The sequence below is a fragment of the Streptomyces monashensis genome, assembly GCF_001866665.1.
GTDB classification, from domain to species: domain Bacteria; phylum Actinomycetota; class Actinomycetes; order Streptomycetales; family Streptomycetaceae; genus Streptomyces; species Streptomyces monashensis.
In genome coordinates, this window is the sequence record NZ_MLYO01000023.1 from 43,521 (window position 1) to 68,048 (window position 24,528).

Sequence of the window (24,528 nt, forward strand, 5' to 3'; positions counted from 1 at the left end):
GGTCAGAGGCGCGTCAGTCGGCCCTGGCACCGTCGTACTCGTGAACGGCACCGCGGGACACCGCGGAGGCCGGGAGCGAGGAGAGGTGCCCGGAGCGGCTTATCGGGGACCAGGGCAGCAGCCCGAAGTCGGACCCTCGCGGTCCACGCAGGTTCGAATCCTGCCCTCTCCGCATCGTCGAACGGTTCAGGAGGGCCTGCCGGCCAGGACTTCCACCGTTCCGGTGTCGAGCGAGTAGTACGCGCCGACCACCGCCAGGGAGCCCTTGCGCACCAACGGGGCGAGGTCCTCGTTGGAGCGGAGCGCGCTCGCGGTCAGCTTCACCTGGGCCCGGGCCATCGTCTCGACCGGGTCGGCGCCGCCTTCCCGCACCGCCTGCTCGTACGCCGGCCGCAGCGCCGTGACGATCGCCTGGAGGTTGCCGGGCAGGGGTTTGTCGTCACGCAGGGACTGGTACGCCGCTTTGACGGCGCCGCAGCGTTGATGCCCGAGGACGACGACGAGCGGGGTGCCGCTCGTCATCGGGCCGTACTCGACGGAACCGGTGACCACCGGACCGACCGCCTGCCCTCCCGTGCGCATCACGTAGAGGTCGCCCAGTCCGGTGTCGAAGAGAAGCTCGGGCGGCACCCGGGAATCGATGCACGAGAGAATCGCCCCGAAGGGCTCCTGCTGCTGAGCCACGAGCTGACGCCGGTCGGGGTCCCGGTCGGGGTGCTGGAGCCTTCCGCTCACCCAGCGCGCATTGCCGTCCATCAGTCTCGCGAACGCCGCGGCGGGCGTGGTCGGGCGCGGGCTGGGTGAGGCGCCGGCCTCCGGAGTGGCGGCGCTCGTCGACGCGCACCCCGTGAGGGCGGCCGCGGCGCCCGCGAGGGAGCCCGCCAGCAGAGCTCTACGGTCCACACGCCTGGTCGTGCCCATCAGCCGATCCCTTCCGCGCCGTACGGACCTGTGCCTGCCCTCTTGCCGCAACCCCCCGGCCCCCGCACGAGGCGGGGGCCGGGGGGAACAGTGGCGAGGACCTCACAGACCGCCGACGCCGTTGCCTTCGTTGCCGTTGGAACCAAGGCCACCGACACCGCCGGTGCCGCTGGCGTTCACGCCGGCGACGCCGACGCCGACGTCTTTACCGCCGGCGCCGAGGCCACCGACGCCGTCGCCGCCGCCGGCCTTCGCTTGCTGGACGACGGCCGCGGAGGCCTGGGTCTGGTTGGGGACGGCACCGGCGATGCCGGCGCCCAGGAAACCGGTGAGGGCAGTAGCGGCCAATACCGTGGCAATCGAGCGGAACACAGACAGCTCCTTTCGCTTCCCCCCTCTTGTCCTGATCATCTTCACCACGACCGGACGGTTCTGCCGGTCGGCGCGGACCATCAGGGTGACGACGCCCCGAACCCCGTCCGGGCAGGGCATCGGAAATCGCCTTTCGCGCCCTGCCGAGCGGGAGCTACCGTGCGCGCAGCGAGTGACTCACGAGGAGCGGGGACATAGCCGTTCGACGCACGCCGTCACCCTTGTGGCGGGACGCCGCCTTCCGCCGGCTCTGGATCGGGCAGACGGCCTCCCAACTGGGCGAACAGGCAAGTCTGGTGGTGCTGCCGCTTTTCGCCGTCCTGACGCTCGGGGCCGGTGCCGGCCAGTTGGGCGCACTGCGTGCGGTGGGGCAGGCGCCGGTTCTGCTGCTGTCCCTGTTCGTCGGCGTGTGGGTGGACCGGTGGCGGACCCGCACGCTGATGGTGCTGGCGGACGCCGGCCGGGCGCTGGCGCTGGGCGCCGCCGCTGTGGCCGGCCTCCTCGGTGGGCTCGGCCTGCCGGCGCTGCTCGTGGTGGCCTTCGCCGTCGGGGCGCTGTCCGTCTTCTTCGACGTGGCGTACCAGACGTCTCTGGTACGGCTGGTGAGACGCGATCAGCTGGTGCGGGGCAACAGCGCGCTGGAGGGCAGCCGGTCCGCCGCGCAGATCGGCGGTCCCGCCCTCGGCGGTGTGCTGGTGTCCGTGCTGTCGGCGCCGATCGCTGCCGCCGCCGGCGCGGTGTGCTTCGTCCTGTCGTCCCTGTCGATTCTGTCGATGCGCCGGACCGGTCGCCACGAGTCCGTCCCGTCGCGTTCGGAACGTCCGCCTCGGGTTGGGCGGCGGATCCATGAGGGCCTCCGCTTCGTCGCGGGCGACACCTCGCTGCGGACCGTGTGCCTTGCGTCGGCCGCCTTCCAGTTCTTCTTCGCGGCGGTCATGACCGTCTGTCTGCTGTTCCTGCCACGGGACCTGCGCCTGTCGGGCGCGGCCATCGGGTCGGCACTCGCGGCGACGGGGCCGGGCGCGCTGCTGGGTTCACTGCTGGCCGCCCGTCTGCCGGGCCGCTTCGGACACGGCGCCGTGCTCGTGTCCGCGGCGGCACTCGGCGACGGCGTGTTCCTGTTCGTGCCCGCACTGCACGGCTCCTCCACGGTGACGGTTCCCGCGCTCGTCGCGGTCAACGTCGTCTTCGGGACCTGCAGCCAGCTGGTGAACGTCACGGTCATGGCCGTCCGGCAGACCGTCACGCCGGACGGGATGCAGGGCCGCGTGGCCGCGACGATCAACTGCGCCGGCATGGGGACGACGCCGCTCGGCTCGCTGCTCGGCGGCTTTCTCGCGGACGTGTGGGGGACGCGCGTCAGCCTGCTGGTGACGGCCGCGGGCATGCTGCTGTCGCCGGCGCTGATGGCCCTGTCCCCGCTCGCCCGGCTGGGCCGGACGCTTCCCGCCCCGCCGCCGGTCGCCTCCGCGTGAGGACCTGAGCCGACGCCCCGCGCCGTCCGGTCGGGGTCGTCCGCCGGGACCAGGGTCTCCAGACTGGAACGGGCCGTCGTCCCAGCCCGGAGCCGCCGGAAGTGGCAGCTGCAGCGGGCGAGTTCGTGGATCAGCGCGGCTGGCTCCGGGGCGCCGGGGTGCGCTGCGTGACCGTCGGGGCCCGGGCAGAAGACCGGTTCGGCGACGTTGCGGGCGGCGGGCGGCAGTGCGGCGATGTCGGTGAGGACACGGGCCGCCCGTGTGTTCCGGGCCGGGATGTCCAGGCGGCGGCCGAGGACGGGCGAGGAGGACCGGCTGCGGAGGATGTCTCCCAGGTTCGCACGCCGCGTCCCGCGGAGGCCGTATCTGGGACCGACAGTACCAGGATCACGTCGCCCCCGGTCGAAGCGGGCCTGGATACCCGGCCGTTGCTGCCGAATCATGGTGCGGCAGCACACCGCACCAACCGGAAGGAACCCTCGTACGTCACACCACTCTCGGCCGCACCGGAATCACGGTCAGCCGTCTGGCACTCGGCACGATGATGCTCGGAGCCTGGGGCAACCGGGACCACTGGTCCCGCGGGCACCGGCCTCAACCCCCCGTGCGCCGACTACACGCCCCCGCTCCTGACGGACGCGTCCCTGCGCCGGCGCCGGAGCTGACCGGGCAGCTCCCGGGCGGGCCCTGGTCAGCAGCGTGTCAGACGTATGTCAGCCGGTCCTGCCATCGTCGTACTCGTGAACGGCACCGCGGAACACCGCGGAGGCCGGGAGCGAGGAGAGGTGCCCGGAGCGGCTTATCGGGGACCAGGGCGGCAGCCCGAAGTCGGACCCTCGTGGTCCACGCAGGTTCGAATCCTGCCCTCTCCGCACAGGCCGCCTTCGCTCGCCCGCTCACGGTGAGCGGTCGGTGAGGAGGTCGGCGGCGAAGCCCAGGAAGGCCACGCCGGTGAGCTGTTCGAGACGGCGGCGGAACACGGGGCGTCGGACGCGCTCGCTCAGCGCCGAGGCGGCGCGGGTCAGGAGCCAGTACCAGAGGGCGAGTTCGGCCGTGTCGATGGCGGTGAAGAGCAGGGTCGCGCCGAACGCCGGCGCGTCCGGCGGGACGAACTGCGGGATCAGGCTCATGTAGAACACCCCCGCCTTGGGGTTCAGCAGGTTCGTCGCCACGCCGGTGCGGAATGCCGCCCGGCGGCCGGGCGGGGCGGTGGTCGTCCGCTCGGACGCCCCGGAGGCGGGCGGTTCGGGGGTGGGCGGTTTCCGGGCGTGCCGAAGCGCGGCGGCTCCCAGGAGGACGAGGTACGCGGCGCCGCACATGCGGAGCGTGTCGTACACCAGGCGGGACGCGGTCAGCAGGGCCGTCAGACCGACGGCTGTGGCGAGGCCCCAGCCCACGCAGCCGGTGAGGACACCGAGGGCGGCGGCCAGTCCGCTCCCTCTGCCCCGGGTCGCGGACGTGCGGACGACGAGCAGCGAGTCGGGGCCGGGTGCCATGTTGATGAGCATGGCCACGCCGGCGAAGGCCGACCCGGCGGTGATCAGGGTGTGCGAGGTGTGCGTTCGGGGGCTCCCGGGAGGGTCGGGGACGGGGACGGGGACGGGCGCGCCCCGCGGCGCCCCCGGCCCCGCCGGCCCGAACCGTTGGTGACGTCGCGCCTACTTCAGGGCCGTGAGCGCCTGCTCGTAGTCGGGCTCCTCGCCGATCTCCTTGACGAGCTGCGAGTGCACGACCGTGTCGTTCTCGTCCAGCACCACCACGGCGCGGGCCGTCAGGCCGGCCAGCGGGCCGTCGGCGATCGACACGCCGTAGTCCTCGTGGAAGACGCGTCCGCGCAGGGTCGAGAGGGTGCGCACGTTCTCCAGTCCCTCCGCGCCGCAGAACCGCGCCTGGGCGAAGGGCAGGTCGGCGGAGATGCACAGCACCACGGTGTTGGCCAGGTCGCCGGCCTGGGCGTTGAACGTGCGCACAGAGGCCGCGCACGTGGGGGTGTCGACGCTCGGGAAGATGTTGAGGATCTTGCGCTGCCCGGCGAAGTCCGACAGCGACGTGTCCGTCAGATTCGCGTCGACCAACGCGAATGCCGGGGCCTTGTCGCCCGGCTGCGGCAGTGAGCCGTTGACCTGAACCGGGTTTCCCTTGACAGTGACCTGAGCCATCAGAGGCCTCCTCGTGACGATTCCATCGACAGACGTGCCCGATCCTACGGTTCGCCGGCCTCCTCGCGGGGCTCGGCCACCGAACGCCGGGCGGGCAGCGCCCGGTGGCCGCCCGCGGCGTGGGCGAAGTGGTCGAGGGCCTGCCGCATCTCCCGCTCGGTCGGCTTGGCGATCTGGTTGCCGTAGAGCCAGCGGCTGAGCCGGTAACGGAGCATCTCCTTGCGCAGGTTCGGGTTGGGGATGCCGTCGGCCTCGGCCGCGGGTGCCGGGAGGGGGTGGTAGTCCCCGCGGGCCAGCAGGGCGTACTCGCGCCGGCGGTCCAGCCGCTCGTGGACCTCGACGAACTCGCCGTGCGGCAGCCTCCGAAGGCGGCCGGTCTCGCGGCCGTGCAGGAGCTCGTCGCGGTCGCGCCGGGCCAGGCCCAGGCAGACCCGGCGGGTGATGACGTACGCCAGCGCCGGGACGACGAAGACGCCGATGCGCACCGACCAGGTGATCTGGTTCAGGTTCAGGTGGAAGCGCTCGGCCAGGACGTCGTTGGCGCCGCCGAAGAACAGCACCAGGTACAGGGCGACGAAGGAGGTGACGAACGCGGTCCGTGTGGGGTGGTCGCGCGGCTTGTCCAGGAGGTGGTGCTCGCGCTTGTCCCCGGTGACCCAGGACTCCAGGAACGGCCACAGGGCGGCCACGGCCGTCATCAGCGTGGGCAGGATGACGGCGGGGACCAGGACGCCCATGTTCACGGTGTGCCCGGCGACGCCGAACTCCCAGGCGGGCATGGCCCGCAGGGCGCCTTCGAGGAAGCCCATGTACCAGTCGGGCTGGGAGCCCTGGGAGATCTGGTCGGGCCGGTAGGGGCCGTAGGTCCACACCGGGTTGATCTGGGCGATGCCCGCGAGCAGGCAGAGCACACCGGCGATGAGGAAGAAGAAGCCGCCGGCCTTGGCCGTGTAGTGCGGGAACAGGGGCTGGCCGACGACGTTCTCCTCGGTGCGGGCCGGACCCCGGAACTGGGTGTGCTTGTGGTAGAAGACCAGGATCAGGTGCACGGTCAGCAGCGCCACGATGATGCCCGGGACGAGCAGGATGTGGAAGCTGTAGAAGCGGCCGATCACGTGGTGGCCGGGGAACTCGCCGCCGAAGAGGAACATCGTCAGATACGTTCCGACGAGCGGGATGGCGAGCGTGACGCCCTCGGCGATGCGCAGGCCGGTGCCGGAGAGCAGGTCGTCGGGGAGCGAGTAGCCGACGAAGCCCTCCAGGGTCACCAGGACCAGGAGTACGAAGCCGATCAGCCAGTTGATCTCGCGCGGCTTGCGGAACGAGCCGGTGAGCAGGTGCCGCAGCGTGTGGGCGCACAGCGCGGCGATCATGGTGAGGGCCGACCAGTGGTGCAGCTGGCGGACGAACAGACCGCCGCGCACGTCGAAACTGATGTGGACGGTGGAGGAATAGGCCTGCGACATCGGTATGCCCTGAAGCGGAACGTACGAGCCGTGGTAGACGGTCTCCGACATGCCCGGGTCGAAGAAGAGTGTCAGCCAGATCCCGGTCAGCAGCAGGACGACGAAACTGTAGAGCGCGATCTCGCCGAACATGAACGACCAGTGCTCCGGAAACACCTTCCGGAGCAGGAACCGGAAGCTGTAGACCCCGAGCCGGCCGTCCATCCAGTCGGCGGTGCGCTCGCCCCGTGGCGCCGTGCCGCGCTCGCTGTGCGGTGCTCTTTCGGTGGCGCTCATCCCCGCGTGCTCTCCCCTCGCGTGCTCGGAAGCATCGGCTGTCAGCGGTCCCGCCGGTGTGCGGGCGACCGCTCCATGCACCTCATGTCACTGGTTCCGGACGTTCGTCGCTCCCTTCGCAGGCGATCGGGCAGGACGGGTCGCCGGGTGCGGACCGACGGTCGCGGCGGCCGCCGTGGGCCGGGCCGCGAGCTGGACGGCCGCCGACATGCGCGTATCCCGCCCCCAGGACCACCACGCGGTGCGCGGTCGCCGTACCGGTCTCCTGTCGTGCGTTCATCGCCTCGTCCGCCTCCTCGTCGCGCCCCCGATGCCCACCAGACGGGAGCAGGCGGCGCGAACGTGACACGAGGCGGACGTGACGTGCATCACAGCCTCGGTGAAGGCCGTCAGGCGGATTCGACGGCGCCGCCCGAGGATGCCTCGGGTTTGGTGTGGAGGACCTCGCGGGCCTGGTCCGCGGCGCGGGTGAGACTCTCGGAGACGAAGTCGAGGAAGCGGCCGATGTTCTCCAGGCGGATGGCCGCCGGGGTGCCCTGGACGAGGATGCCGACACCCTGCCGCGCCGTCTCAGCGACCTGGGCGGTGGAGCGGGCGCTGGCGATCATGGATTGGTACCAGACGTCGTCGTCGATGGCGTAGCGCTCACGACGGCGTTCGTCGCGGTCCCGGCGGACCAGGTCCTGGCTCTCCAGGAAGGCGATCGCCTTGGAGATGGACGCCGGGCTGACCTGGAGGCGCTGGACGAGTTCGGCGGCGGTGAGGCTGCCCGCGTCGCTGATGCAGAGGCTGGCCATCACCCGGGCCATCATCTTGGGCGTGCCCGACTGCATGAAGACGGTGGTGAGCGCCTCCTCGTACGCGCTCACCGCCTCCGCGTCGCGGCCGTAGGGCTGCGCGGTCGCCTCCCGGTCCTGAGGCGCGGACCGCTTGCGGCGGTGGGCGCGGTGTTCGGTGGCACGGTGGGCGATCTCGGCGCGGTAGCCGGTGGGGCCGCCGTTGCGCATGACCTCGCGCGTGACCGTCGAGGTCGGGCGGTCGAGGCGTCGGGCGATCTCCGCATAGGCGAGGCCGTCGGCCAGCCCCAGCGCGATCTGCTGACGTTCCTGCTGGGTGAGCCTGCCTCCCGGCATCGCGGCCTCCTTCGTGGACTTCGTGACCCTGCCGCCCCAGCATAGCGTTCACCCTTCGTTCATTGCAATGATCAGAATGAAGAACGTTGCATTACAGACAGAGTCATTGCAACGATTTTCAAGTCTTGACCTGCCAATATGAAGATTATGCGCAACGACTGTGTTGCCGGATCGATGAATGCAACGTAGCGTTTCTGGCATCGGAAACAACGGAGCCAAGGAGCCCACGATGCAGAAGAACCAGGCTTTGACGCAGAAGTTCGACAGCCCGGCCCCCCTCACGGCCGTCCTGGACATCCCCGGCGGACTCGTCCGCCTCATCGCCGCCGACCGCACCGACACCACCGTCGAGGTCCTGCCCGCCGACCCCGCCAAGAGCCGCGACGTCAAGGCAGCCGAACAGATCACGGTCACCCACACCGACGGCACCCTCCGCATCGAGACCACCGCACCCAAGAACCGGCTCCTCGGCCCCTCCGGAGCCGTCGAGGTCACCGTCCAACTGCCCACCGACTCCCACGTCCAGGCCACGACCGCCGGCGCCGAACTGCGCGGCGTCGGACGCCTCGGCAACATCACCTTCGACGGCGCCTACCGCTCGGTCAAGCTCGACGAAGCAGCAACCACCCACCTCACCGTCCACGACGGCGACGTCTCCATCGGCCGCCTGAACGGCCCCGCCGAGATCAACACCCAACGCGGCGACATCCACATCACCGAAGCCGTCACCGGCACCCTCGACCTGCGCACCGCGAAAGGCGACATCACCGTCGGCGCCGCCCAGGGAGTCTCCGCCGCCCTCGACGCCGGCACCAGCCACGGCCGCGTCCACAACTCCCTCAGGAACCCCGACGCCACCCCCGCCCTGACCATCCGCGCCACCACCTCCTACGGCGACATCACCGCCCGCAGCCTCTGACATCGGCACCGGCCGAGGGCCCCGGGCAACCGCCTCGCCGGCGACGGGCCCTCACCCGCCCGAGCTCTCCACCACGCTGCGAGCATCCGTCAAGGACCGTGCGCGAGGCTCGGATCGCGCGCTCCGACCCGGACCGACACCCGCCCGTTCGGAGCACCGAACCGCCCGCCGGCGCCCCACCACCCCCGAGGGCACCGGCGGGCCTCCTCCCGTTGCGGACGTCGGCGCGGGCCGCGTCGCACGGACGAAGGGACACACCGGCAGTGAACAGCACCTGGCTCCGACGCTTCACCACGGCCGCGGGGAAGGGGCCGCGGCTCGTGTGCTTCCCGCACGCGGGGGGCTCCGCCACGGCGTACACGTCCCTGACGCGTACGCTGCCCGCGGACTTCGACGTGGTGTGCGTGCAGTACCCGGGGCGCCAGGACCGGTACGGCGAGGCGCCGTTCACGGCCCTGGGCCCGCTCGTCGAGGCGGTGGCGGGGGAGCTGGCCCGGGAACTGGCCGTCGACCCCGGGCGGCCGTACGCCCTGTTCGGCCACAGCATGGGCGCGCTCGTCGCGTACGAGACGGCCCGGCTGCTCGCCGGCGGCGAACTGCCGAGCCCCCGGCGGCTGTTCCTCTCCGGCCGGGGCGCACCCGGCCCCGGAGGCAGCGCCGCCCGCCCCCATCCCCACGACGACGCCGACGTGCTGGCCGAGATGCGCCGGCTGGGCGGCACCGATCAGGACATGCTCGACAACCCCGAGGTCCTGGAGATGGTGCTGCCGGCGCTGCGCGCCGACTACCGGGCTCTCGGCACGTACCGCTGGCGCGCGGGAGAGCCGCTGGCCACTGCGATCACCGCGCTCGTCGGGGACCGCGACCCGGTGGTGACGGTCCAGGAGGCCCTTGCCTGGCGGGAGCACACCAGCGGTGGCTTCGCCCTGAAGGTCTTCCCCGGCGGCCACTTCTACCTCTCCGACCGCATCGGCCAGGTCGCCGCCGCCGTCACCGAGGGGCTGCTCGCCACGATTCCGGCTCAAACTCGCCGGTTGACCCTGCCCTAAGGTCAGGGGGGACGCTGAGTGCATGACTGCTTCCGCCACCTCCCCCCGCACCGGCATGCTTCCCGTCGACGACACCGCCCTGTACCTCACCGACACGCGCGGCCCCGGCCGCCCCGTCGTCTATCTGAACGGCTCCTACGCCGACCATCGGCCCTGGCAGCCCGTGATCGCCGAACTCGGCGCCGGCTGGCGGCACATCACGTACGACGAACGGGCCCGCGGCCGCTCCAGGCGGTCGGCGGACTACTCGTTCGAGGCATGCGTCCGGGACATCGACGCCGTCCTGGCGGCGACCGGGGTGGACCGCCCGCTGCTCGTCGGCTGGTCCTACGGCGCGGCGCTCGCGGCGCACTGGGCCGACCGGAATCCGGACCGCGTCGTGGGGGTGGTGGCCGTGGACGGCGCCATTCCGTACGGTCTGACCGGCGAGGAGGGCCGTGAGCGGATCCGGCGCCTGTTCCGCCGGATGCGGTTGCTGCTGCCCCTGGTGCGCCCGCTGGGCAAGGCGGCGCGGATGACCGCCGACCAGCATGCCGACATCAACATCGAGGCCAATGAGATCAACGCCGCCATCGCCCCGGTCCTCGACCGCGTGACCTGCCCGGTGCGGTACGTTCTCGCCACCGGCGCCAGCCTGGGCGGGGGCCAGGAGGAGATGGAGCTGATGCGGGCCGCACTCGATCCGGTCCTCGCCCGGAACCCGGACATCAGGGTGAGCGCGAAGGTCCCGAGCAACCACTCGCACATCCTGCGCAAGGACTTCCGGGCCGTGGCCGAGGCCGTACGCCAGACCGCGGCCGCTGACGACCAGAGGACCCCCTGAGCATGAACTACGGACTCACCATCGGTCAGGCGGCCGCCTTCGCCGACGTCACGGTGAAGACGGTCCGCCACTACCACCGGCTCGGCCTGGTCGACGAACCGGAGCGCGACGTCTCCGGTTATCGCCGGTACGGATCGTCCGAGATGCTGCGGCTGGTCCAGGTGCGCACGCTCGCCGGCGCGGGCGTGCCGCTGGCCGAGATCGGAACTCTGCTCGACGCCGATCCCGAGCGGTTCGCCGCCGCCCTGAAGGACGTCGAACGGCGGCTCACCGAGCGGATCGAGGAGCTGATCGCGCGGCGCACGGTGCTGCACCGGCTCACCGCCGGCGACCGGCTCCTGCTGCCCGAGCGCGCCTGCGCGGCCCTGGACCGGCTCGGCGAACTCGGCTTCGGCGCCGAGTACGTGGCCGTCCGGCAGGAGGCCCTGATACTGGCCCGTGCGCTGGTACCCGAGGTCTTCGACAGCTTCCTGGCCCAGATCGAGCGTCAGCTCGACGACCCCGAGTACGTCGAGCTGATGAAGCGCTGCCGGCACGCCGAGTCATGGGATCCGGACGACCCGCGGCTCGACGAGCTCGCGTCCGCCCTGTCCGCCAAGCTGCTGGCCAACCGCGAACTGCTGGCGATGCCCGCCGAGTTCCGCTCCCGTCCCGACGCCGCCACCCGCTACGGGCTGATCAACCACCACCGGGAGGACCAGGCACCGGCGGCCGCCCGGCTGAACGAACTGCTGGAGGCGAACCTGCGCTCGGCCGGCGTCGACGTACCGCACCAGTGACGGCCGCGGTGCAGGCCCGCCCGGGGTGACCGGCGTCACCGTTCAGAGGACCGCGCCCTCCTTCGTCCTGCGGCGCAGCGTCGGCCGGCTGGACCGGGCGAGGTCCTTCCACATGTCCGACAGTCCGGTGATGGTGCGCGCCGCGAAGAGCTGGCGGATCGACACCTCCTGGCTCAGCTCCGCCCGGATCAGGCCGACCAGCCGGATCGCCCGCAGCGAGTTGCCGCCGAGGTCGAAGAAGTCCTCGTCGATGCCCACCCGGTCCAGTTCGAGCACGTCGGCGAAGGCAGCGGCCAGCACCCGCTCCGTGTCGTTGCGCGGTGCCCGGTACGTCCCGTCGTCGAACTCGGGGTCCGGCAGCGACGCCCGGTCCGTCCTCCCGCCCGCCGTGACCGGCAGACGTTCCAGCAGCGTGAAGACGGACGGCACCATGGACTCCGGCAGCCGCCGCGCGGCGAACCGGCGCAGCTCCTCGGCCGACACGGTGCGGCCGCCCGCCGGGACCGCATAGGCCACCAGCCGCTGCTGTCCGGCGCCGTCCGCCCTGACGGCCACGGCCGACCGCGCCAGCCCGGTGTGCTCGGACAGCGCCTCCTCGATCTCGGCCAACTCGATCCGGACGCCGCGGACATCGGCCCGGGCGTCGGCCCGGCCCACGTACTCCAGCAGGCCGCCGGCACCCCACCGCACCCGGTCCCCGGTCCGGTGCATGAGAGCGCCGGCCGGTCCGAACGGGCAGGGCACGAAACGCTCCGCGGTCGGACCGGGCCGCCCGGGATATCCACGGGCCACGCCGGGCCCGGCCACGTACAGCTCGCCGGTCACGCCCTCGGGGACCGGCGCCAGGCCCGGCCCGAGCACGTACAGGGCGGTGTCGTCCGCCGAGCGGCCGACCGCGCCCGCGTGGTGCGCCGGTTCGTCCGCGGCCAGGCGGTGGGACGCGGCGAACCCGGTCGTCTCCGCCGGACCGTGGCCGGTCACGACCGTCAGCCCGGGGCAGGCCTCCCGCAGCCGGCGCACCGCGGCCGCGGGCACGCGCTCGCCTGCGGTCCACACCTCGCGCAACCCGGCGACGCGCTCGGGGCGTTCGGCGGCGATCGCCGTGAACAGGCCGGCGGGCAGCCGCAGCGTGGTGATCCCGTGTACCGCGCACAGCTCGGTCAGCGCGTCGACGCCCGGCTCGCCCGCGGGGGCCACGACCACCCGGCCGCCGTTGAGCAACGGCACCCACACCTCGAGGGGGAACGCGTCGGAGGTGTGCGGCGCGTGCCACAGCACCGTGCCGTGACCGGCCTCCCGCAGGCTGCGGTCCAGGACGAGGCGCCGTACGTTCCGGTGCGTCACGGCGACGCCCGTCGCCGCGCCGGTCGTGGCGCAGCCGTACGTCACCGCCAGCAGGCTGTCCTGGTGCACCGGGACCGGGACCTTCCGTGCACCGGCGCTGCCGTCGGCGGCGGTGTCCGAGCGGATGTCGTCGAACACGATCGCCGGAACGTCCAGGGCCGGGGAGAGCGCTTCGGCCGTCGCCGCGTCGGTGAGCAGGAAGCGGACCGGGCAGTCGTCGGCCACCGGCCTGATCCGCTCCACCGGGAACGCCGGGTCGACCGGCAGGTAGGCACCGCCTGCCTTCACCACGGCCAGCAGGGCGACGACGAGGTCCACCGACCGGGGCAGCGCCACCGCGACGACCGTCTCGGGTCCGACGTGGCGCCGGCGCAGCGCCTCGGCCAGCCGGTTCGACCGCTCGTCCAGCTCCCGGTACGAGACCGCCGCGTCGCCGGACACCAGCGCGACGGCATCGGGATCCCGCTCCACCTGCCGGGCGAACAACTGCGGCACGGTCGGTTGCGGGTCCGGCGCGTGCGTGTCGTCCGGTGCCGTCGGTACCCGGTCCCGCTCGGCACCGCCGAGCACGTCCAGCGCGCCGACCGGCCGCGCGTCGGCGGCCACCACGGCGCGGACGTACGCGACCAGTTCCTCGCCGATGAAGCGCAGCTCCGCGCGGTCGTAGAGGCTCGCGGGGGCATCGAGCCGGATGTACAGGTCGCTGTCGGCGCTGCCGTCGGTGTAGACGCCGATGGACAGTTCGTCGAAGGCGCCCGTCGTCCCGCCGAGGTAGCGCGCCGGGTGGCCGGCGAAGTGGAGCCGCTCCACGAAGTCCACGACGTTCATGACGGCACCGAAGCTGCCGCGGTCGCTCAGGACGGTCTCGCTCGCGCGCTGGATGTCGGAGTAGTGGCAGGCGGTGTGCCCGAACACCTCGTACGTCTCGTCGACCATCGCGTCGGCGATCTCGGCGAAGGTCGCGGTGAGCGGAACCCTCACCCGCACCGGCACCACGTTCACGGCCAGGCCGGGCGTCCTGCTCGCCACCCCGGTCCGGTTGCCCGCGGCCAGCGAGACGAGGAACTCCGGGCGGTCGCAGCGGTGCCGGAGGAACACCGCCGCGGCCGCGGTCAGCATCGAGGACATCCACACGCCGAGGGACTCGGCGGCCTCGGTCCACGCGTCCGCCTCGGCACGCGGGACGGTCAGGGTGCGGCTGACCATGCCGATGGGCTCGGTCAGTTCCCCCCAGCGGTCGACGTCGCTCATCGGCTCGGACAGCGCGGACCGCGTCGCGTCGGACAGGGCGACGCGGGGTACCTGCGCGGGCGCGGGCGCGTCCGCCAGGTACGCGCGCCAGAACTCCCTGTCCTCGGTGAACCTCTCGGAGGCGAGGTACTCCGTCGCCTCGGCCGCGAACGACTCGGCGTCCCACGGGTGCGGCAGCCCGGGTACCCGCTCCCCGCGGGCCAGCGCCGTGTACACCTCGGCCAGGCGCCGCGACAGCAGGCCGCCGGTGCCGAACCCGTCCGAGACGAGGTGGTGGTAGGCGATCACCACGAGGGAGCGGTCCGCGGCGAGTCTGACCACCCCCATCCGGAACAGCAGATCCCGCCCCAGGTCGAACGGCCTGCGCACCAGGTCGGCCAGCGCGTCGCGCGCCGCCTGCTCGGGATCGGCCGCGGCGGCGAGATCCAGGAAGAACGGCCGCCAGTCCCCCAACTCCCGTGGCGTCAGCCGCAGTCCGCCGCCGTCGTCGGCGAAGGTGACGCGCAGCACCTCCGCCTCGCCCAGCACGTGCAGGAACGCGGACTCCATGACCGCCGCGTCCAGTTCACCGGCCACATCCCACATGGTCAGCGCATGGTTCAGCGTGTCGGCAGACATGTCCTCCGCCAGCCACAGTCCTTTATGCGCAGACGACGCACCGAACGAACGCACAGAGATCAACCCCTCAGCAAACAGGCCCGGGAACCGGAGGAATTCGCGGATCACCCCCACCTTCAGGGGAGTGGGTCAGCCCTTTCAAGACACCTTGGCAACAGGCGGGACGGACCGCTGTCGAGCTTGCGGCGTCCCGCCGGCGGGACGGTCCCGCAGCGAGGACATGATGTGCCCGGCGATCCGTCTCGGTGTCGGGTGCCGCAGCACCATGTTCGCCCTCAGCCCGAGTCCGGTCGACGCGGTCAGCCGTTTGCTCAGGTCCATCGACAGCATCGAGTCGAATCCGAGCTCCTTGAACTCCTGGTCGGGGTCGACGGATTCGCCGGAGGGCAGACCGAGCACGACGGCGACCTTCTCCAGGACGTGGTCGAGGACGAAGGCCTGCGCGTCGTCGGCGCAGAGAGCGGAGAGCCGGTCCGGCACGGGGACGAGGCGGTCGTCGTCCGCGGGCGGATCCGCCGGGGGCACCTGCGCCGCCACCGCCGTCGCCGAGGAGGCCAGCCAGTACCGCTGCCGCTGGAAGGCGTACGTCGGAAGGTCGACGCGCCGGCGCGTGCCGAACAGGGCGCCCCAGTCCACCGTCCCGCCCCGGACGTGGAACTGGGCCAGCGAGCCGACCACGGACGCCACCTCGTCCCGGTCCCGCCGGGTCGACGCGAGGACCAGGGCGTCGTCCACGTCCTCGACGATCTCCTGCACCGGGACGGTCAGCACGGGGTGCGGGCTCATCTCGACGAACACCCGGAATCCGTCCTCGGCCAGGCGCCGGACGGACGTCTCGAAGAGGACCTTTTCGCGCAGGTTGTCGTACCAGTACTCGCCGTTCAGCCGCGCGGTGTCGATGACCTCGCCGTACAGGGTCGAGCAGAAGGGCAGGGCCGACGTCCGCGGGCTCACGTCGGACAGCGAGCCGGTCACCTGCGCGCGGACCCGGGTCACCTGGGGTGAATGGGAGGCGTAGTCGACGGGGATCCGCCGGGCCTGGACGTCCTCGGCCTTCATCTTCTCGACGAACTCGTCGAGTGCGCCGGACTCCCCGGAGACCACCACGGAGCGGGGGCCGTTGACGACGGCGATGCTCAACCGGTCGCTCCAGGGGACGAGGCGTTCCGCGACGACCTGCGCGGACTGGGCCACCGATGCCATCCCCCCGTGCCCCTTCAGGTCCACCAGGGCCTTGCTGCGCAGCGCCACGACCCTGGTGGCGTCCCGCAGTGACAGCGCACCGCACACGTGGGCGGCGGCGATCTCGCCCTGGCTGTGTCCCACCACCGCGGCCGGTTCCACGCCCCAGGACCGCCACAGGGCGGCCAGGGACACCATCACGGAGAACAGGGCCGGCTGCACCACGTCCACCCGGTCCAGGGCCGGTGCCCCCGCCACGCCGCGCACCACGTCCAGCAGCGACCAGTCGACCCACTCGGCCAGTGCGTCCGCGCACGCGTCGAGGCTGCGCGCGAAGACCGGGAAGGCGTCGTAGAGCTGCCGGCCCATGCCGGCCCACTGCGACCCCTGTCCGGGAAACATGAAGACGACGCCGCCGAGGTTCCCGGCGACCCCACGCACCACCCCGGCGGACTCCACGCCGTCGCCCAGTGCCGTCAGACCGCGTCGCAACTCGTCCTGGTCGCGGCCCAGCACCACCGCACGGTGCGGGAACCGCGACCGGCTCGACACCAACGACCAGCCCACATCGGCGAGATCGGAGTCCGGGTCGGCGGCGGCGACGTCGCGCAGCCTGCCCGCCTGCCGCTCCAGCGCGGCCGCGCTCTTGCCGGACACCACCCACGGTACGAGGCCGCCGACCACGCCCGAGTCCGGACCGCGCCCGTCCCCCCGCTCCTGCGTCCGCTCGTGCGGTGGTGCCTCTTCCAGGATCACGTGGGCGTTGGTGCCGCTGACCCCGAAGGAGGACACCCCGGCCCGCCGGGGACCGTCCGCCCGGGTCCACTCACGCCCCTCCACCAGGAGTTCGACCGCGCCGGAGGACCAGTCCACGTGCCGGGAGGGCGCATCCACGTGCAGCGTCTTCGGCAGGTACCCGTGGCGCAGGGCCAGCACCGCCTTGATGACTCCGCCGACCCCCGCGGCGGCCATGGAGTGACCGATGTTCGACTTCAGGGAGCCCAGCCAGAGCGGCCGGTCCTCGGCCCGGCCCTGCCCGTAGGTCGCCAGCAGGGCACCGGCCTCGATGGGGTCGCCCAGCACGGTTCCGGTGCCGTGGGCCTCGACCAGGTCCACGTCGCAGGGCGAGACCCCCGCGTTCGCCAGCGCTGTGCGGATCACCCGCTCCTGGGCGCGGCCGTTGGGAGCGGTCAGCCCGTTGCTGGCCCCGTCCTGGTTCACCGCGCTGCCGCGCAGGACGGCGAGCACCGGGTGGCCGTTGCGGCGGGCGTCGGACAGCCGCTCCAGCAGCAGCACGCCCACTCCCTCGGCCCAGCCGGTCCCGTCCGCCCCGTCCGCGAAGGCCTTGCAGCGGCCACCGGCCGACAGGGCGCCCTGCCGGGAGAACTCCACGAACATCGCGGGCGTCGGCATCACCGACGCCCCGCCCGCCAGCGCGAGCGAGCACTCCCCCGAACGCAGGGACTGCGCCGCCGTGTGCAGGGCCACCAGCGACGACGAACACGCCGTGTCCATGGACACCGCCGGCCCGGTCAGCCCCAGCTCGTACGCCACCCGGCCGGAGGCGACGCTCAGCGCGCTGCCGTACAGCAGGTAGCCCTCCAGCTCCTTCGGGCTCCCTTCCAGGAAACGCCAGCCGTACTCGGACGAACTCACCCCGGTGAAGACGCCGACATCGGTCCCGCGCAGGTCGGCGGGGACGATCCCGGCCCGCTCGAAGACCTCCCACGACGTCTCCAGCAGCAGACGGTGGTGGGGATCGACCGCCAGCGCCTCACGCGGACTGATGCCGAAGAACTCGGCGTCAAAACCGGCCACGTCCGTCAGGAAGCCGCCCTGACGCGTGTACGAACGGCCGACGGCGTCGGGGTCCGGGTCGTACACGTCCCGCCAGCCGCGGTCCTTCGGGAACTCGCCCACGACGTCCAGGCCGCCGCGGACCACTCCCCACAGGTCCTCCGGCGACGCGACACCTCCCGGATAGCGGCACGCCATGGACACCACGGCGATCGGCTCGCCGCGGCCGGCTTTCAGGGCCTCGTTCTCCCGACGGAGCCGGTCGCGCTCCTCCAGCAGTGCGCGCAGGGCCCGCTGGACCCGGTCCGCGCCCTCCTGCGTGCGATCCGCGGAGTCGGTCATGTCACTCACCTCTTCTCATCCAGAGCCAGGTCGACCAGTGCTTCCAGATCCAGGTCCGACAGTCCGTCCGCAGCGGTGTCCGCACCGCTGTCCACGCCGGTGTCCGCCTCTGCCGCCGGTCCGCCGCCGCTCGACCGGGCCGGGTCGGCGCACGCCAGGACCAGCTCCAGGAGGCCCGCGCTGCGCAGGCTGTCGATCGAGACGTTCCGCAGCACTTCACGGATCTCGGTGTCCTCGACCGCGCCCGTGCCGGGTGCCGGAGTCAGGCGGCCGGCGAGGTGCTCGCCCAGCTCGCGCGGTGTCGGGTAGCTGAAGACGAGGGTGGTCGGCAGGCGCAGTCCGGTCGCGGCGGCCAGGCGGTTGCAGAGTTCGACCGACGTCAGCGAGTCGAAGCCGAGCTGGGTGAACGCCTGGTCGGCGTCGACGACCGCGCCGGAGGGGTGTCCGAGCACGAGGGCGACCTGGTCGCGGACCCAGTCCAGGACGACGGCCGCCGCCTCGTCCGCCGACAGGCCGGCCAGCCGGGCGGACAGTCCGGGAGAGCCGCCGTCGTGCGCCGTGCCGGTCCGGTCGCGGCGTGGCCGGCCGCCGTCGACGAGCTCGCGCAGGAGCGGCGGCAGCTCGTCACCGGTCCTGTTGCGCAGCGCGGCGACGTCCACACGGGCCGGGACGAGGACCGGCTTGTCCAGCGCGCACGCCGCGTCGAACAGGGCCAGTGCCTCGGGTGTCGGCATCGCGGCCAGGCCCGTGCGCCTGAGCCGGGAGAGGTCGGCCCGGTCCAGTTCCCCGGTCATGCCGCTGCTCTGCTCCCACCAGCCCCAGGCCAGTGAGGTGCCGACCAGGCCGGATGCCCGGCGCTGTGCCGCCAGGCCGTCCAGGAAGGCGTTGGCCGCGGCGTAGTTCGCCTGCCCCGCGGTGCCGAGGGTGCCCGCGAGGGCGGAGAACTGGATGAACGCCGAGAGGGTGTGCCGCCGGGTCAGCTCGTGGAGATGGAGCGCACCACCGGCCTTCGCGCTCAGCACGTGGCCGAGGCTCTGCGCGGTCAGCGACTCGACGGTGCCGTCGGCCAGCACACCGGCCGCGTGCACGACCGCCGTCAGCGGATACCGGCCGGGCAGGTCCGCGAACAGGTCGGCCACCGCGGCCCGGTCCGCGACATCGCACTGCACGACGCGGACGGCGGCGCCCGCGCCCTCCAGGTCCGCGACCAGTTCGGCAGCCCCCTCGGCGGCCGCTCCCCGGCGGCTCGCCAGGAGCAGGCTGCGCACACCGTGTTCGGCGACGAGGTGCCGCGCCACGAGCGACCCCACTCCCCCGGTCCCGCCGGTGACCAGCACGGTGCCGCCGCCGAAGCCGCCGCCGACGTCGAGGACCAGCTTGCCGACGTGGCGGCCCCGGCTCATCTCGCGGAACGTCCCGCGCGCGTCGCGGACGTCGCGCACGGAGACCGGGTTCAGCCGCAGCCGCCCGGCGGCGAACAGCTCCATGACGGCCCGGAACATCTCGTGGATGGTGTCCGGGCCCGTCGCGTAGAGGTCGAAGGCCTGGTAGGCGACCCCGGGGTGATCGGCTGCCACCCGCTGGGGATCGCGGATGTCCGTCTTTCCCATCTCGACGAAGTCCCCGCCCTCGGGGAGCAGTGTCAGCGAGGCGTCGACGAAGGAGTGCGCGAGGGAGTTCAGTACGACGTCCACACCGCGGCCGTCGGAGGAGTCCAGGAACTTCTCGGCGAACTCCAGGTCGCGCGACGACGCCAGGTGCGCGTCGTCCAGGCCCAGGGCGCGCAGGGTGGGCCACTTGGCCGGGCTCGCGGTCGCGTATATCTCGGCGCCGACGTGCCGGGCCAGCTGGACGGCGGCCATCCCGACTCCGCCGGCCGCGGCGTGGATGAGGATCCGCTGCCCCGTGCGGAGCCCGGTCGCGTGGAAGAGCGCGTAGTAGGCGGTGAGGAAGGCGCAGGGCACGGACGCCGCCTCCGCGTGGCTCCACCCGTCGGGGACGGGCATCAGCATGCGGTGATCGGCCACGGCCACGCGGCCGAAGGCGCCGGAGAAGATGCCGGTCACCCGGTCACCCGGCGCGAACCGGGTCACGTCGTCGGCCACCTCCAGCACGACACCGGCGCCCTCGCTGCCGAGCCCGGCGTCGATGGCCGTTCTGTCCACCAGTCCCAGGGCGATCGTGACGTCCCGGAAGTTGAGTCCCGCGGCCTGCACGGCGATGCGGACCTGTCCACTCGTCAGGGGCGCCTCCACCTCGGGGCACGGCACCCAGGTCAGGTTCTCCAGCGTCCCCCTGCTCGGGATGCCCAGCCGGTGGGCGTCGGCCGCCGGGGGCTCGATCCGATGGTCCGCGGGTGCGGCCGGCGTCAGGCGGGGGACGAGGAACGCGCCGTCGCGCAGCGCCAGTTGGTCCTCGGCGAGGGCGAGCGCGTCCGGGAAGCGGGCCCAGGACGTCTCCTCGTCGTCGATGTCCACCAGCCGGAACCTGCCGGGGTGCTCCGTCCGCGCGGACCGGATCAGGCCCCACACGGACGCGCCGGGCAGGCTCTCCACGCTCTCCCCGCCACCGGTGTCCTGGGCCAGGCGGGTGAGCACCACCAGCGTGGACCCGGCGAGCGCGTCCTCGGCGAGGAACCGCTGGACCAGGTCCAGCACGCGTTCGCCCGCCTCGCCGACCGCGGCGAGCTGCCCGGAGCCGGCGGCGACGACGTCGTCCAGGCACAGGACGAGGTGGCCGGGTGCCTCCCCGGTCAGGACGTCGTCCAGGGTGGCGTGGCGCACGACGCTCCCGTCGCCCGCCGCGGCCAGCCTGGCGGCCAGGCCGTTCTCCGCGCCGAGCACGCCCCACCGTCCGCGGTGGGCCTGCGACCCGCTCTGCCGGACCGGTCGCCAGCGCACCTCGTACAGCGACTGCTCCTGCCCGACGCGCGCCGAGCGCACCTGCTCGGCGCTCGCCGGCCGGAACGTCAGCGCCTCGACGCGCGCGACCCCGCGGCCGTGCTCGTCGGCGATCGCCAGCGACACGACGCCCTCGCCGGACGGGGAGAGCCGGACCCGCACGCTCGGGCCGCACTCCCCGGCCAGGTCCACCCCGGACCACGCGAAGGGCATCCAGCCCTGCTCGCCCGTCACCGCCACGACACCACCGGCCACCGCCGCGTGCAGCACGGTGTCGATCAGGGCCGGGTGCAGTGCGAACCGGCCGCCGGCCGAGCCCTCGGCGGTGTCGGGCAGGGTGGCGCGGGCGTAGAGGTCCTCGCCCTGCCGCCAGACCTCGCGCAGCCCGCGGAACGTGGGACCGTAGTCGAAACCCGCGTCCGCGAAGGAGTCGTAGAGACCGTCGATGCCGAGCCGCCGCGCCCCGGCCGGCGGCCACACGGAGAGCGAGGGCGCGTCGTCGGAGAGCGAGGGCGCGTCGTCGGACCGCGCGGCCGCCCGCGCCGTGCCCGGTGCCAGGTTCCCCCGCGCGTGACGGGTCCAGCCGCCCGCCGTCCGGGCGTTGTCGCCGGGACGCGAGTACACCTCCAGGCCGCGGCGTCCGCTCTCGTCCGCCGCGCCGACGACGATGCGCACCCGCACGTCGCCCGCGTCGGGAAGGACCAGGGGGACTTCCAGGGTGAGTTCCTCCAGCGCGGTGCATCCGACGTGGTCGCCGACCGACAGCGCCAGGTCCAGGTAGGCCGTCGCCGGTACGACGACCGCGCCGAACACGGTGTGATCGGCCAGCCAGTCGTGGGTCCGCAGGGACCACAGGCCGGTGAACGCCACCTCGTCGGTGCCGGGGTGGTCCACCACGGCGCCCAGCAGCGGGTGTCCGGCGGCCGACAGCCCGGCGGAGGCCACGTCCGGCGCCCGCGTCCCTGCCTGGAAGTCCAGCCAGTACCGCTGCCGCTGGAACGCGTACGTCGGCAGATCCACCCGCCGGCGCGTCCCCAACAGCGCGTCCCAGTCCACGGACCCGCCGCGGACGTGCAGTTCGGCGAGCGCACCGGTCAGTGCCTGCGCCGCCCCGCGGTCCTGCCGCGACGCCGACACGACCGCCGCGTCGTGCACGCCCGCGGCGGCGAAGGCCTCCTTGGTGATGCTCGCGAGCGTCGCGCCCGGCCCCACCTCGAGGAAGACGTCCGCACCGGCCGCGCGGGCGCACTCCACCGCGTCGTGGAAGCGGACGGGCTCGCGGACGTGGTCCACCCAGTGCCCGACGGACGCCAGTTCCCCGAGCGTGGCCTCGCGGCCGAGCCGGGTCGAGACGACCGGGATCGTCATCCCGCCGGCGGACAGCCCGCCGATCGCGTCGGCGAACGCGCCGAGGACCGGGTCCATGAGCGGGGAGTGGAACGCGTGGTCGACCGGGACCAGCTTTGCCGAGGTGCCGTCGGCGACGAGCCGGTCCCGGATCTCGTGGACCTGGTCGCGCAGGCCCGAGACCACCACCGATCCGGGGCCGTTGACGGCGGCGACGCCGACGCGGTCGTACGCGTCGAGCAGCGCGTTCACCTCGGCTTCCGAGGCGCGGACCGCCAGCATGGCGCCGGGCTCCGCGACCGTCTGCATGACCCGTCCGCGAGCGGCGACGAGCCGGGTCGCGCTGTCCAGGTCGAGGACGCCGGACACGTGCGCGGCGGCGATCTCGCCGACGGAGTGGCCGATCAGGTGGTCCGGTGGCGGAACGTACCGGGTCATGAGCCGGTACAGGGCGACCTGCAGGGCGAACAGAGCCGGCTGCGCGATGTCCGTCCGCTCGCGGTCCGCGGGCTCGTCGGCGAGGAGCAGGGGCTTCAGGGCGAAGGGGAGATGCGCGTCGAAGCGTGCGCAGACCTCGTCGAGGCTCTGCGCGAAGACCGGGAAGGCGTCGTACAACGGCCGTGCCGCACCGGCCCACTGCGCGCCCTGGCCCGGGAACATGAAGACGCGGCCGCCGAGTTCCCCCGCGACACCGCGCACCACCCCGGCGGACTCCGCGCCGTCGCTCAGCGCCGCCAGGCCGTGTCGCAGCTCGTCCCGGTCGTGCCCCAGCACCACGGCACGGTGCTCGAACCGCGCCCGGCTCGACACCAGTGACCAACCGACATCGGCGATGTCCGGGCCCGCGTCGGCGGCGGTGGCATGACGCAGCTTCTCCGCCTGCTCGCGCAGTGCCTGCTCCGAGCGTGCCGAGAGCACCCACGGCACCGGCGTCCCGGCGCCGTCCGGGACAGCGCGGGCGGTGTCGGGCGCCGCCTCCTCCCCGGGAGCCTCCTCCAGGATCAGGTGCGCGTTGGTGCCGCTGGCCCCGAAGGAGGAGACGCCGGCCCGCCGGGGCCGCCCCGGCGTCCCGGTCCACTCCCTGGCCTCGGTCAGCAGCTCCACCGCCCCCGCCGACCAGTCCACATGCGTCGACGGACGGTCCACGTGCAGCGTCCGCGGCAGCACCCCGTGCCGCATCGCCATGATCATCTTGATCATCCCGCCGACACCCGCCGCCGCCTGCGCATGACCGATGTTCGACTTCAACGACCCTAGCCACAACGGACTGCCCGGCTCCCGCTCCTGCCCATAGGTGGCCAGCAACGCCTCCGCCTCGATGGGATCACCCAGCCTGGTACCGGTCCCGTGCCCCTCCACCACGTCCACCTCGCCCGCCCGCAGCCGGGCGTTCGCCAGCGCCGCCCGGATGACGCGTCGCTGCGCCGGGCCGCTCGGCGCGGTCAGGCCGTTGGAGGCCCCGTCCTGGTTGACCGCCGAGCCCCGGACCACCGCCCAGATCCGCCGCCCGTGCCGCCGCGCGTCCGAGAGCCGCTCCAGCACCAGCACACCGGCGCCCTCGGAGAACCCGGTGCCGTCCGCCGCGTCCGCGAACGCCTTGCACCGGCCGTCCGCCGCAAGACCCCGCTGCCGCGCGAACTCCCGGAACACCTGCGGCATCCCCACGACCGTGACGCCGCCGGCCAGGGCGAGCCCGCACTCGCCCTGCCGCAGCGACTGCACCGCCTGGTGCACCGCCACCAGCGACGACGAGCAAGCGGTGTCGGTCGACACCGCGGGCCCCTCCAGACCCAGCGTGTACGCCACGCGCCCGGACGCCACGCTCAGCAGGGAACCGGTCTGCGCGTAGCCCGCGATGCTCTCGGGGGTGGAGAAGTGGTTCCCGTACCCGAAGTACGCGAGGCCGGCGAACACGCCGGTGTCGCTGCCGCGCAGGGTCTGCGGGTCGATACCGGCCCGTTCCAGGGACTCCCACGACGTCTCCAGGAGCAGCCGCTGCTGCGGATCCATCGCCAGCGCCTCGCGCGGGCTGATCCCGAAGAACTCGGCGTCGAAGTCGCCCGCGTCGTACAGGAATCCGCCCGAGCGCGTGGAGCAGGTGCCCGGCCGGTCCGGATCCGGGTCGTACAGGTTCTCCAGGTCCCAGTAGCGGTCGTCGGGGAAGTCCGACACGACGTCCGCGCCCGTCCGCACCAGCTCCCACAGTGCCTCCGGGGACGCCGCCCCGCCCGGGAAGCGGCAGGCGACGCCCACCACCGCGATGGGTTCGGCGGCGGCCTCCGTCAGCTCCTGCAGCCGTTTGCGTGTCTCGATCAGCTCGATCGATGTCCGCTTGAGGTAGTCGAGAACATCGGCGTTGTTGTCGTTCGTCATCG

14 protein-coding genes and 2 tRNA genes are annotated in these 24,528 nt (G+C 73.0%); 7 read left to right on the plus strand and 9 right to left on the minus strand.

The features are described 5' to 3' along the window. Positions 1–79: 79 nt before the first annotated feature. Positions 80–172: transfer RNA gene (locus BIV23_RS50280), tRNA-OTHER, on the plus strand. A 14-nt stretch (positions 173–186) separates the two neighbouring features. Here BIV23_RS50280 and BIV23_RS13400 read toward each other — a convergent pair. Next, positions 187–903: a carbonic anhydrase gene (locus BIV23_RS13400; RefSeq protein ID WP_245790511.1), complete on the minus strand. Its 717-nt coding sequence runs from the start codon at positions 901–903 to the stop codon at positions 187–189. Between the two features lie 120 nt (positions 904–1,023). After that, the gene (locus BIV23_RS13405) at positions 1,024–1,341 is read right to left on the minus strand and encodes a hypothetical protein (RefSeq protein ID WP_143079079.1); all 318 of its coding nucleotides are present in this window, start codon (positions 1,339–1,341) and stop codon (positions 1,024–1,026) included. Positions 1,342–1,514: 173 nt separating this feature from the next. Between BIV23_RS13405 and BIV23_RS13410 the strand changes: the two genes are divergently transcribed. After that, positions 1,515–2,768, plus strand: a complete 1,254-nt coding sequence (locus tag BIV23_RS13410) for an MFS transporter (protein WP_071381042.1) — start codon at positions 1,515–1,517, stop codon at positions 2,766–2,768. A 779-nt stretch (positions 2,769–3,547) separates the two neighbouring features. Then, positions 3,548–3,640: transfer RNA gene (locus BIV23_RS50285), tRNA-OTHER, on the plus strand. A 24-nt stretch (positions 3,641–3,664) separates the two neighbouring features. On the opposite strand, the gene BIV23_RS13415 is transcribed toward BIV23_RS50285, so the two are convergent. The 4 genes from BIV23_RS13415 to BIV23_RS13430 form a co-directional block, all read right to left on the minus strand. Then, a complete protein-coding gene (locus BIV23_RS13415; RefSeq protein ID WP_245790512.1) occupies positions 3,665–4,264 on the minus strand; it encodes a LysE family translocator in 600 nt (199 codons plus the stop codon). A gap of 162 nt (positions 4,265–4,426) precedes the next feature. After that, a complete protein-coding gene (gene tpx, locus BIV23_RS13420; RefSeq protein ID WP_071381044.1) occupies positions 4,427–4,927 on the minus strand; it encodes a thiol peroxidase in 501 nt (166 codons plus the stop codon). Positions 4,928–4,971: 44 nt separating this feature from the next. Further along, positions 4,972–6,669 (minus strand): cytochrome bc1 complex cytochrome b subunit, encoded by a 1,698-nt coding sequence (gene qcrB / locus BIV23_RS13425; protein ID WP_079173124.1) that lies wholly within the window; start codon positions 6,667–6,669, stop codon positions 4,972–4,974. A 389-nt stretch (positions 6,670–7,058) separates the two neighbouring features. Continuing rightward, positions 7,059–7,802 (minus strand): helix-turn-helix domain-containing protein, encoded by a 744-nt coding sequence (locus BIV23_RS13430; protein ID WP_071381045.1) that lies wholly within the window; start codon positions 7,800–7,802, stop codon positions 7,059–7,061. Positions 7,803–8,031: 229 nt separating this feature from the next. On the opposite strand from BIV23_RS13430, the gene BIV23_RS13435 reads away from it, so the two are divergent. The 4 genes from BIV23_RS13435 to BIV23_RS13450 all read left to right on the plus strand — a co-directional run bounded on the left by BIV23_RS13435 (position 8,032) and on the right by BIV23_RS13450 (position 11,372). Next, positions 8,032–8,721 (plus strand): DUF4097 family beta strand repeat-containing protein, encoded by a 690-nt coding sequence (locus BIV23_RS13435; protein ID WP_071381046.1) that lies wholly within the window; start codon positions 8,032–8,034, stop codon positions 8,719–8,721. Between the two features lie 263 nt (positions 8,722–8,984). Further along, positions 8,985–9,770 (plus strand): thioesterase II family protein, encoded by a 786-nt coding sequence (locus BIV23_RS13440; protein ID WP_071381047.1) that lies wholly within the window; start codon positions 8,985–8,987, stop codon positions 9,768–9,770. A 22-nt stretch (positions 9,771–9,792) separates the two neighbouring features. Then, a complete protein-coding gene (locus BIV23_RS13445; RefSeq protein WP_071381048.1) occupies positions 9,793–10,593 on the plus strand; it encodes an alpha/beta fold hydrolase in 801 nt (266 codons plus the stop codon). Positions 10,594–10,595: 2 nt separating this feature from the next. Beyond that, positions 10,596–11,372 (plus strand): MerR family transcriptional regulator, encoded by a 777-nt coding sequence (locus BIV23_RS13450; RefSeq protein WP_071381049.1) that lies wholly within the window; start codon positions 10,596–10,598, stop codon positions 11,370–11,372. Between the two features lie 42 nt (positions 11,373–11,414). Here BIV23_RS13450 and BIV23_RS13455 read toward each other — a convergent pair whose 3' ends face one another. The 3 genes from BIV23_RS13455 to BIV23_RS13465 are packed head-to-tail and all read right to left on the minus strand — an operon-like array spanning position 11,415 to position 24,526. Beyond that, positions 11,415–14,699 carry a non-ribosomal peptide synthetase gene (locus BIV23_RS13455; RefSeq protein ID WP_342746364.1) on the minus strand — a complete coding sequence of 1,095 codons (3,285 nt, stop codon included), beginning with the start codon at positions 14,697–14,699 and terminating at the stop codon, positions 11,415–11,417. Between the two features lie 24 nt (positions 14,700–14,723). Beyond that, a complete protein-coding gene (locus tag BIV23_RS13460; RefSeq protein ID WP_079173125.1) occupies positions 14,724–17,906 on the minus strand; it encodes a type I polyketide synthase in 3,183 nt (1,060 codons plus the stop codon). Positions 17,907–17,911: 5 nt separating this feature from the next. Further along, a complete protein-coding gene (locus BIV23_RS13465) occupies positions 17,912–24,526 on the minus strand; it encodes a type I polyketide synthase (RefSeq protein WP_071381050.1) in 6,615 nt (2,204 codons plus the stop codon). Positions 24,527–24,528: the final 2 nt, after the last annotated feature.

Coding starts and splice junctions, on each gene's coding strand:
- qcrB (WP_079173124.1), bottom strand. CDS start 6,669: ATGAGCGCCACCGAAAGAGCACCGCACAGCGAGCGCGGCACGGCGCCA.
- BIV23_RS13465 (WP_071381050.1), bottom strand. CDS start 24,526: ATGACGAACGACAACAACGCCGATGTTCTCGACTACCTCAAGCGGACA.
- BIV23_RS13460 (WP_079173125.1), bottom strand. CDS start 17,906: ATGACCGACTCCGCGGATCGCACGCAGGAGGGCGCGGACCGGGTCCAG.
- BIV23_RS13435 (WP_071381046.1), top strand. CDS start 8,032: ATGCAGAAGAACCAGGCTTTGACGCAGAAGTTCGACAGCCCGGCCCCC.
- BIV23_RS13430 (WP_071381045.1), bottom strand. CDS start 7,802: ATGCCGGGAGGCAGGCTCACCCAGCAGGAACGTCAGCAGATCGCGCTG.
- tpx (WP_071381044.1), bottom strand. CDS start 4,927: ATGGCTCAGGTCACTGTCAAGGGAAACCCGGTTCAGGTCAACGGCTCA.
- BIV23_RS13445 (WP_071381048.1), top strand. CDS start 9,793: ATGACTGCTTCCGCCACCTCCCCCCGCACCGGCATGCTTCCCGTCGAC.
- BIV23_RS13415 (WP_245790512.1), bottom strand. CDS start 4,264: ATGGCACCCGGCCCCGACTCGCTGCTCGTCGTCCGCACGTCCGCGACC.
- BIV23_RS13450 (WP_071381049.1), top strand. CDS start 10,596: ATGAACTACGGACTCACCATCGGTCAGGCGGCCGCCTTCGCCGACGTC.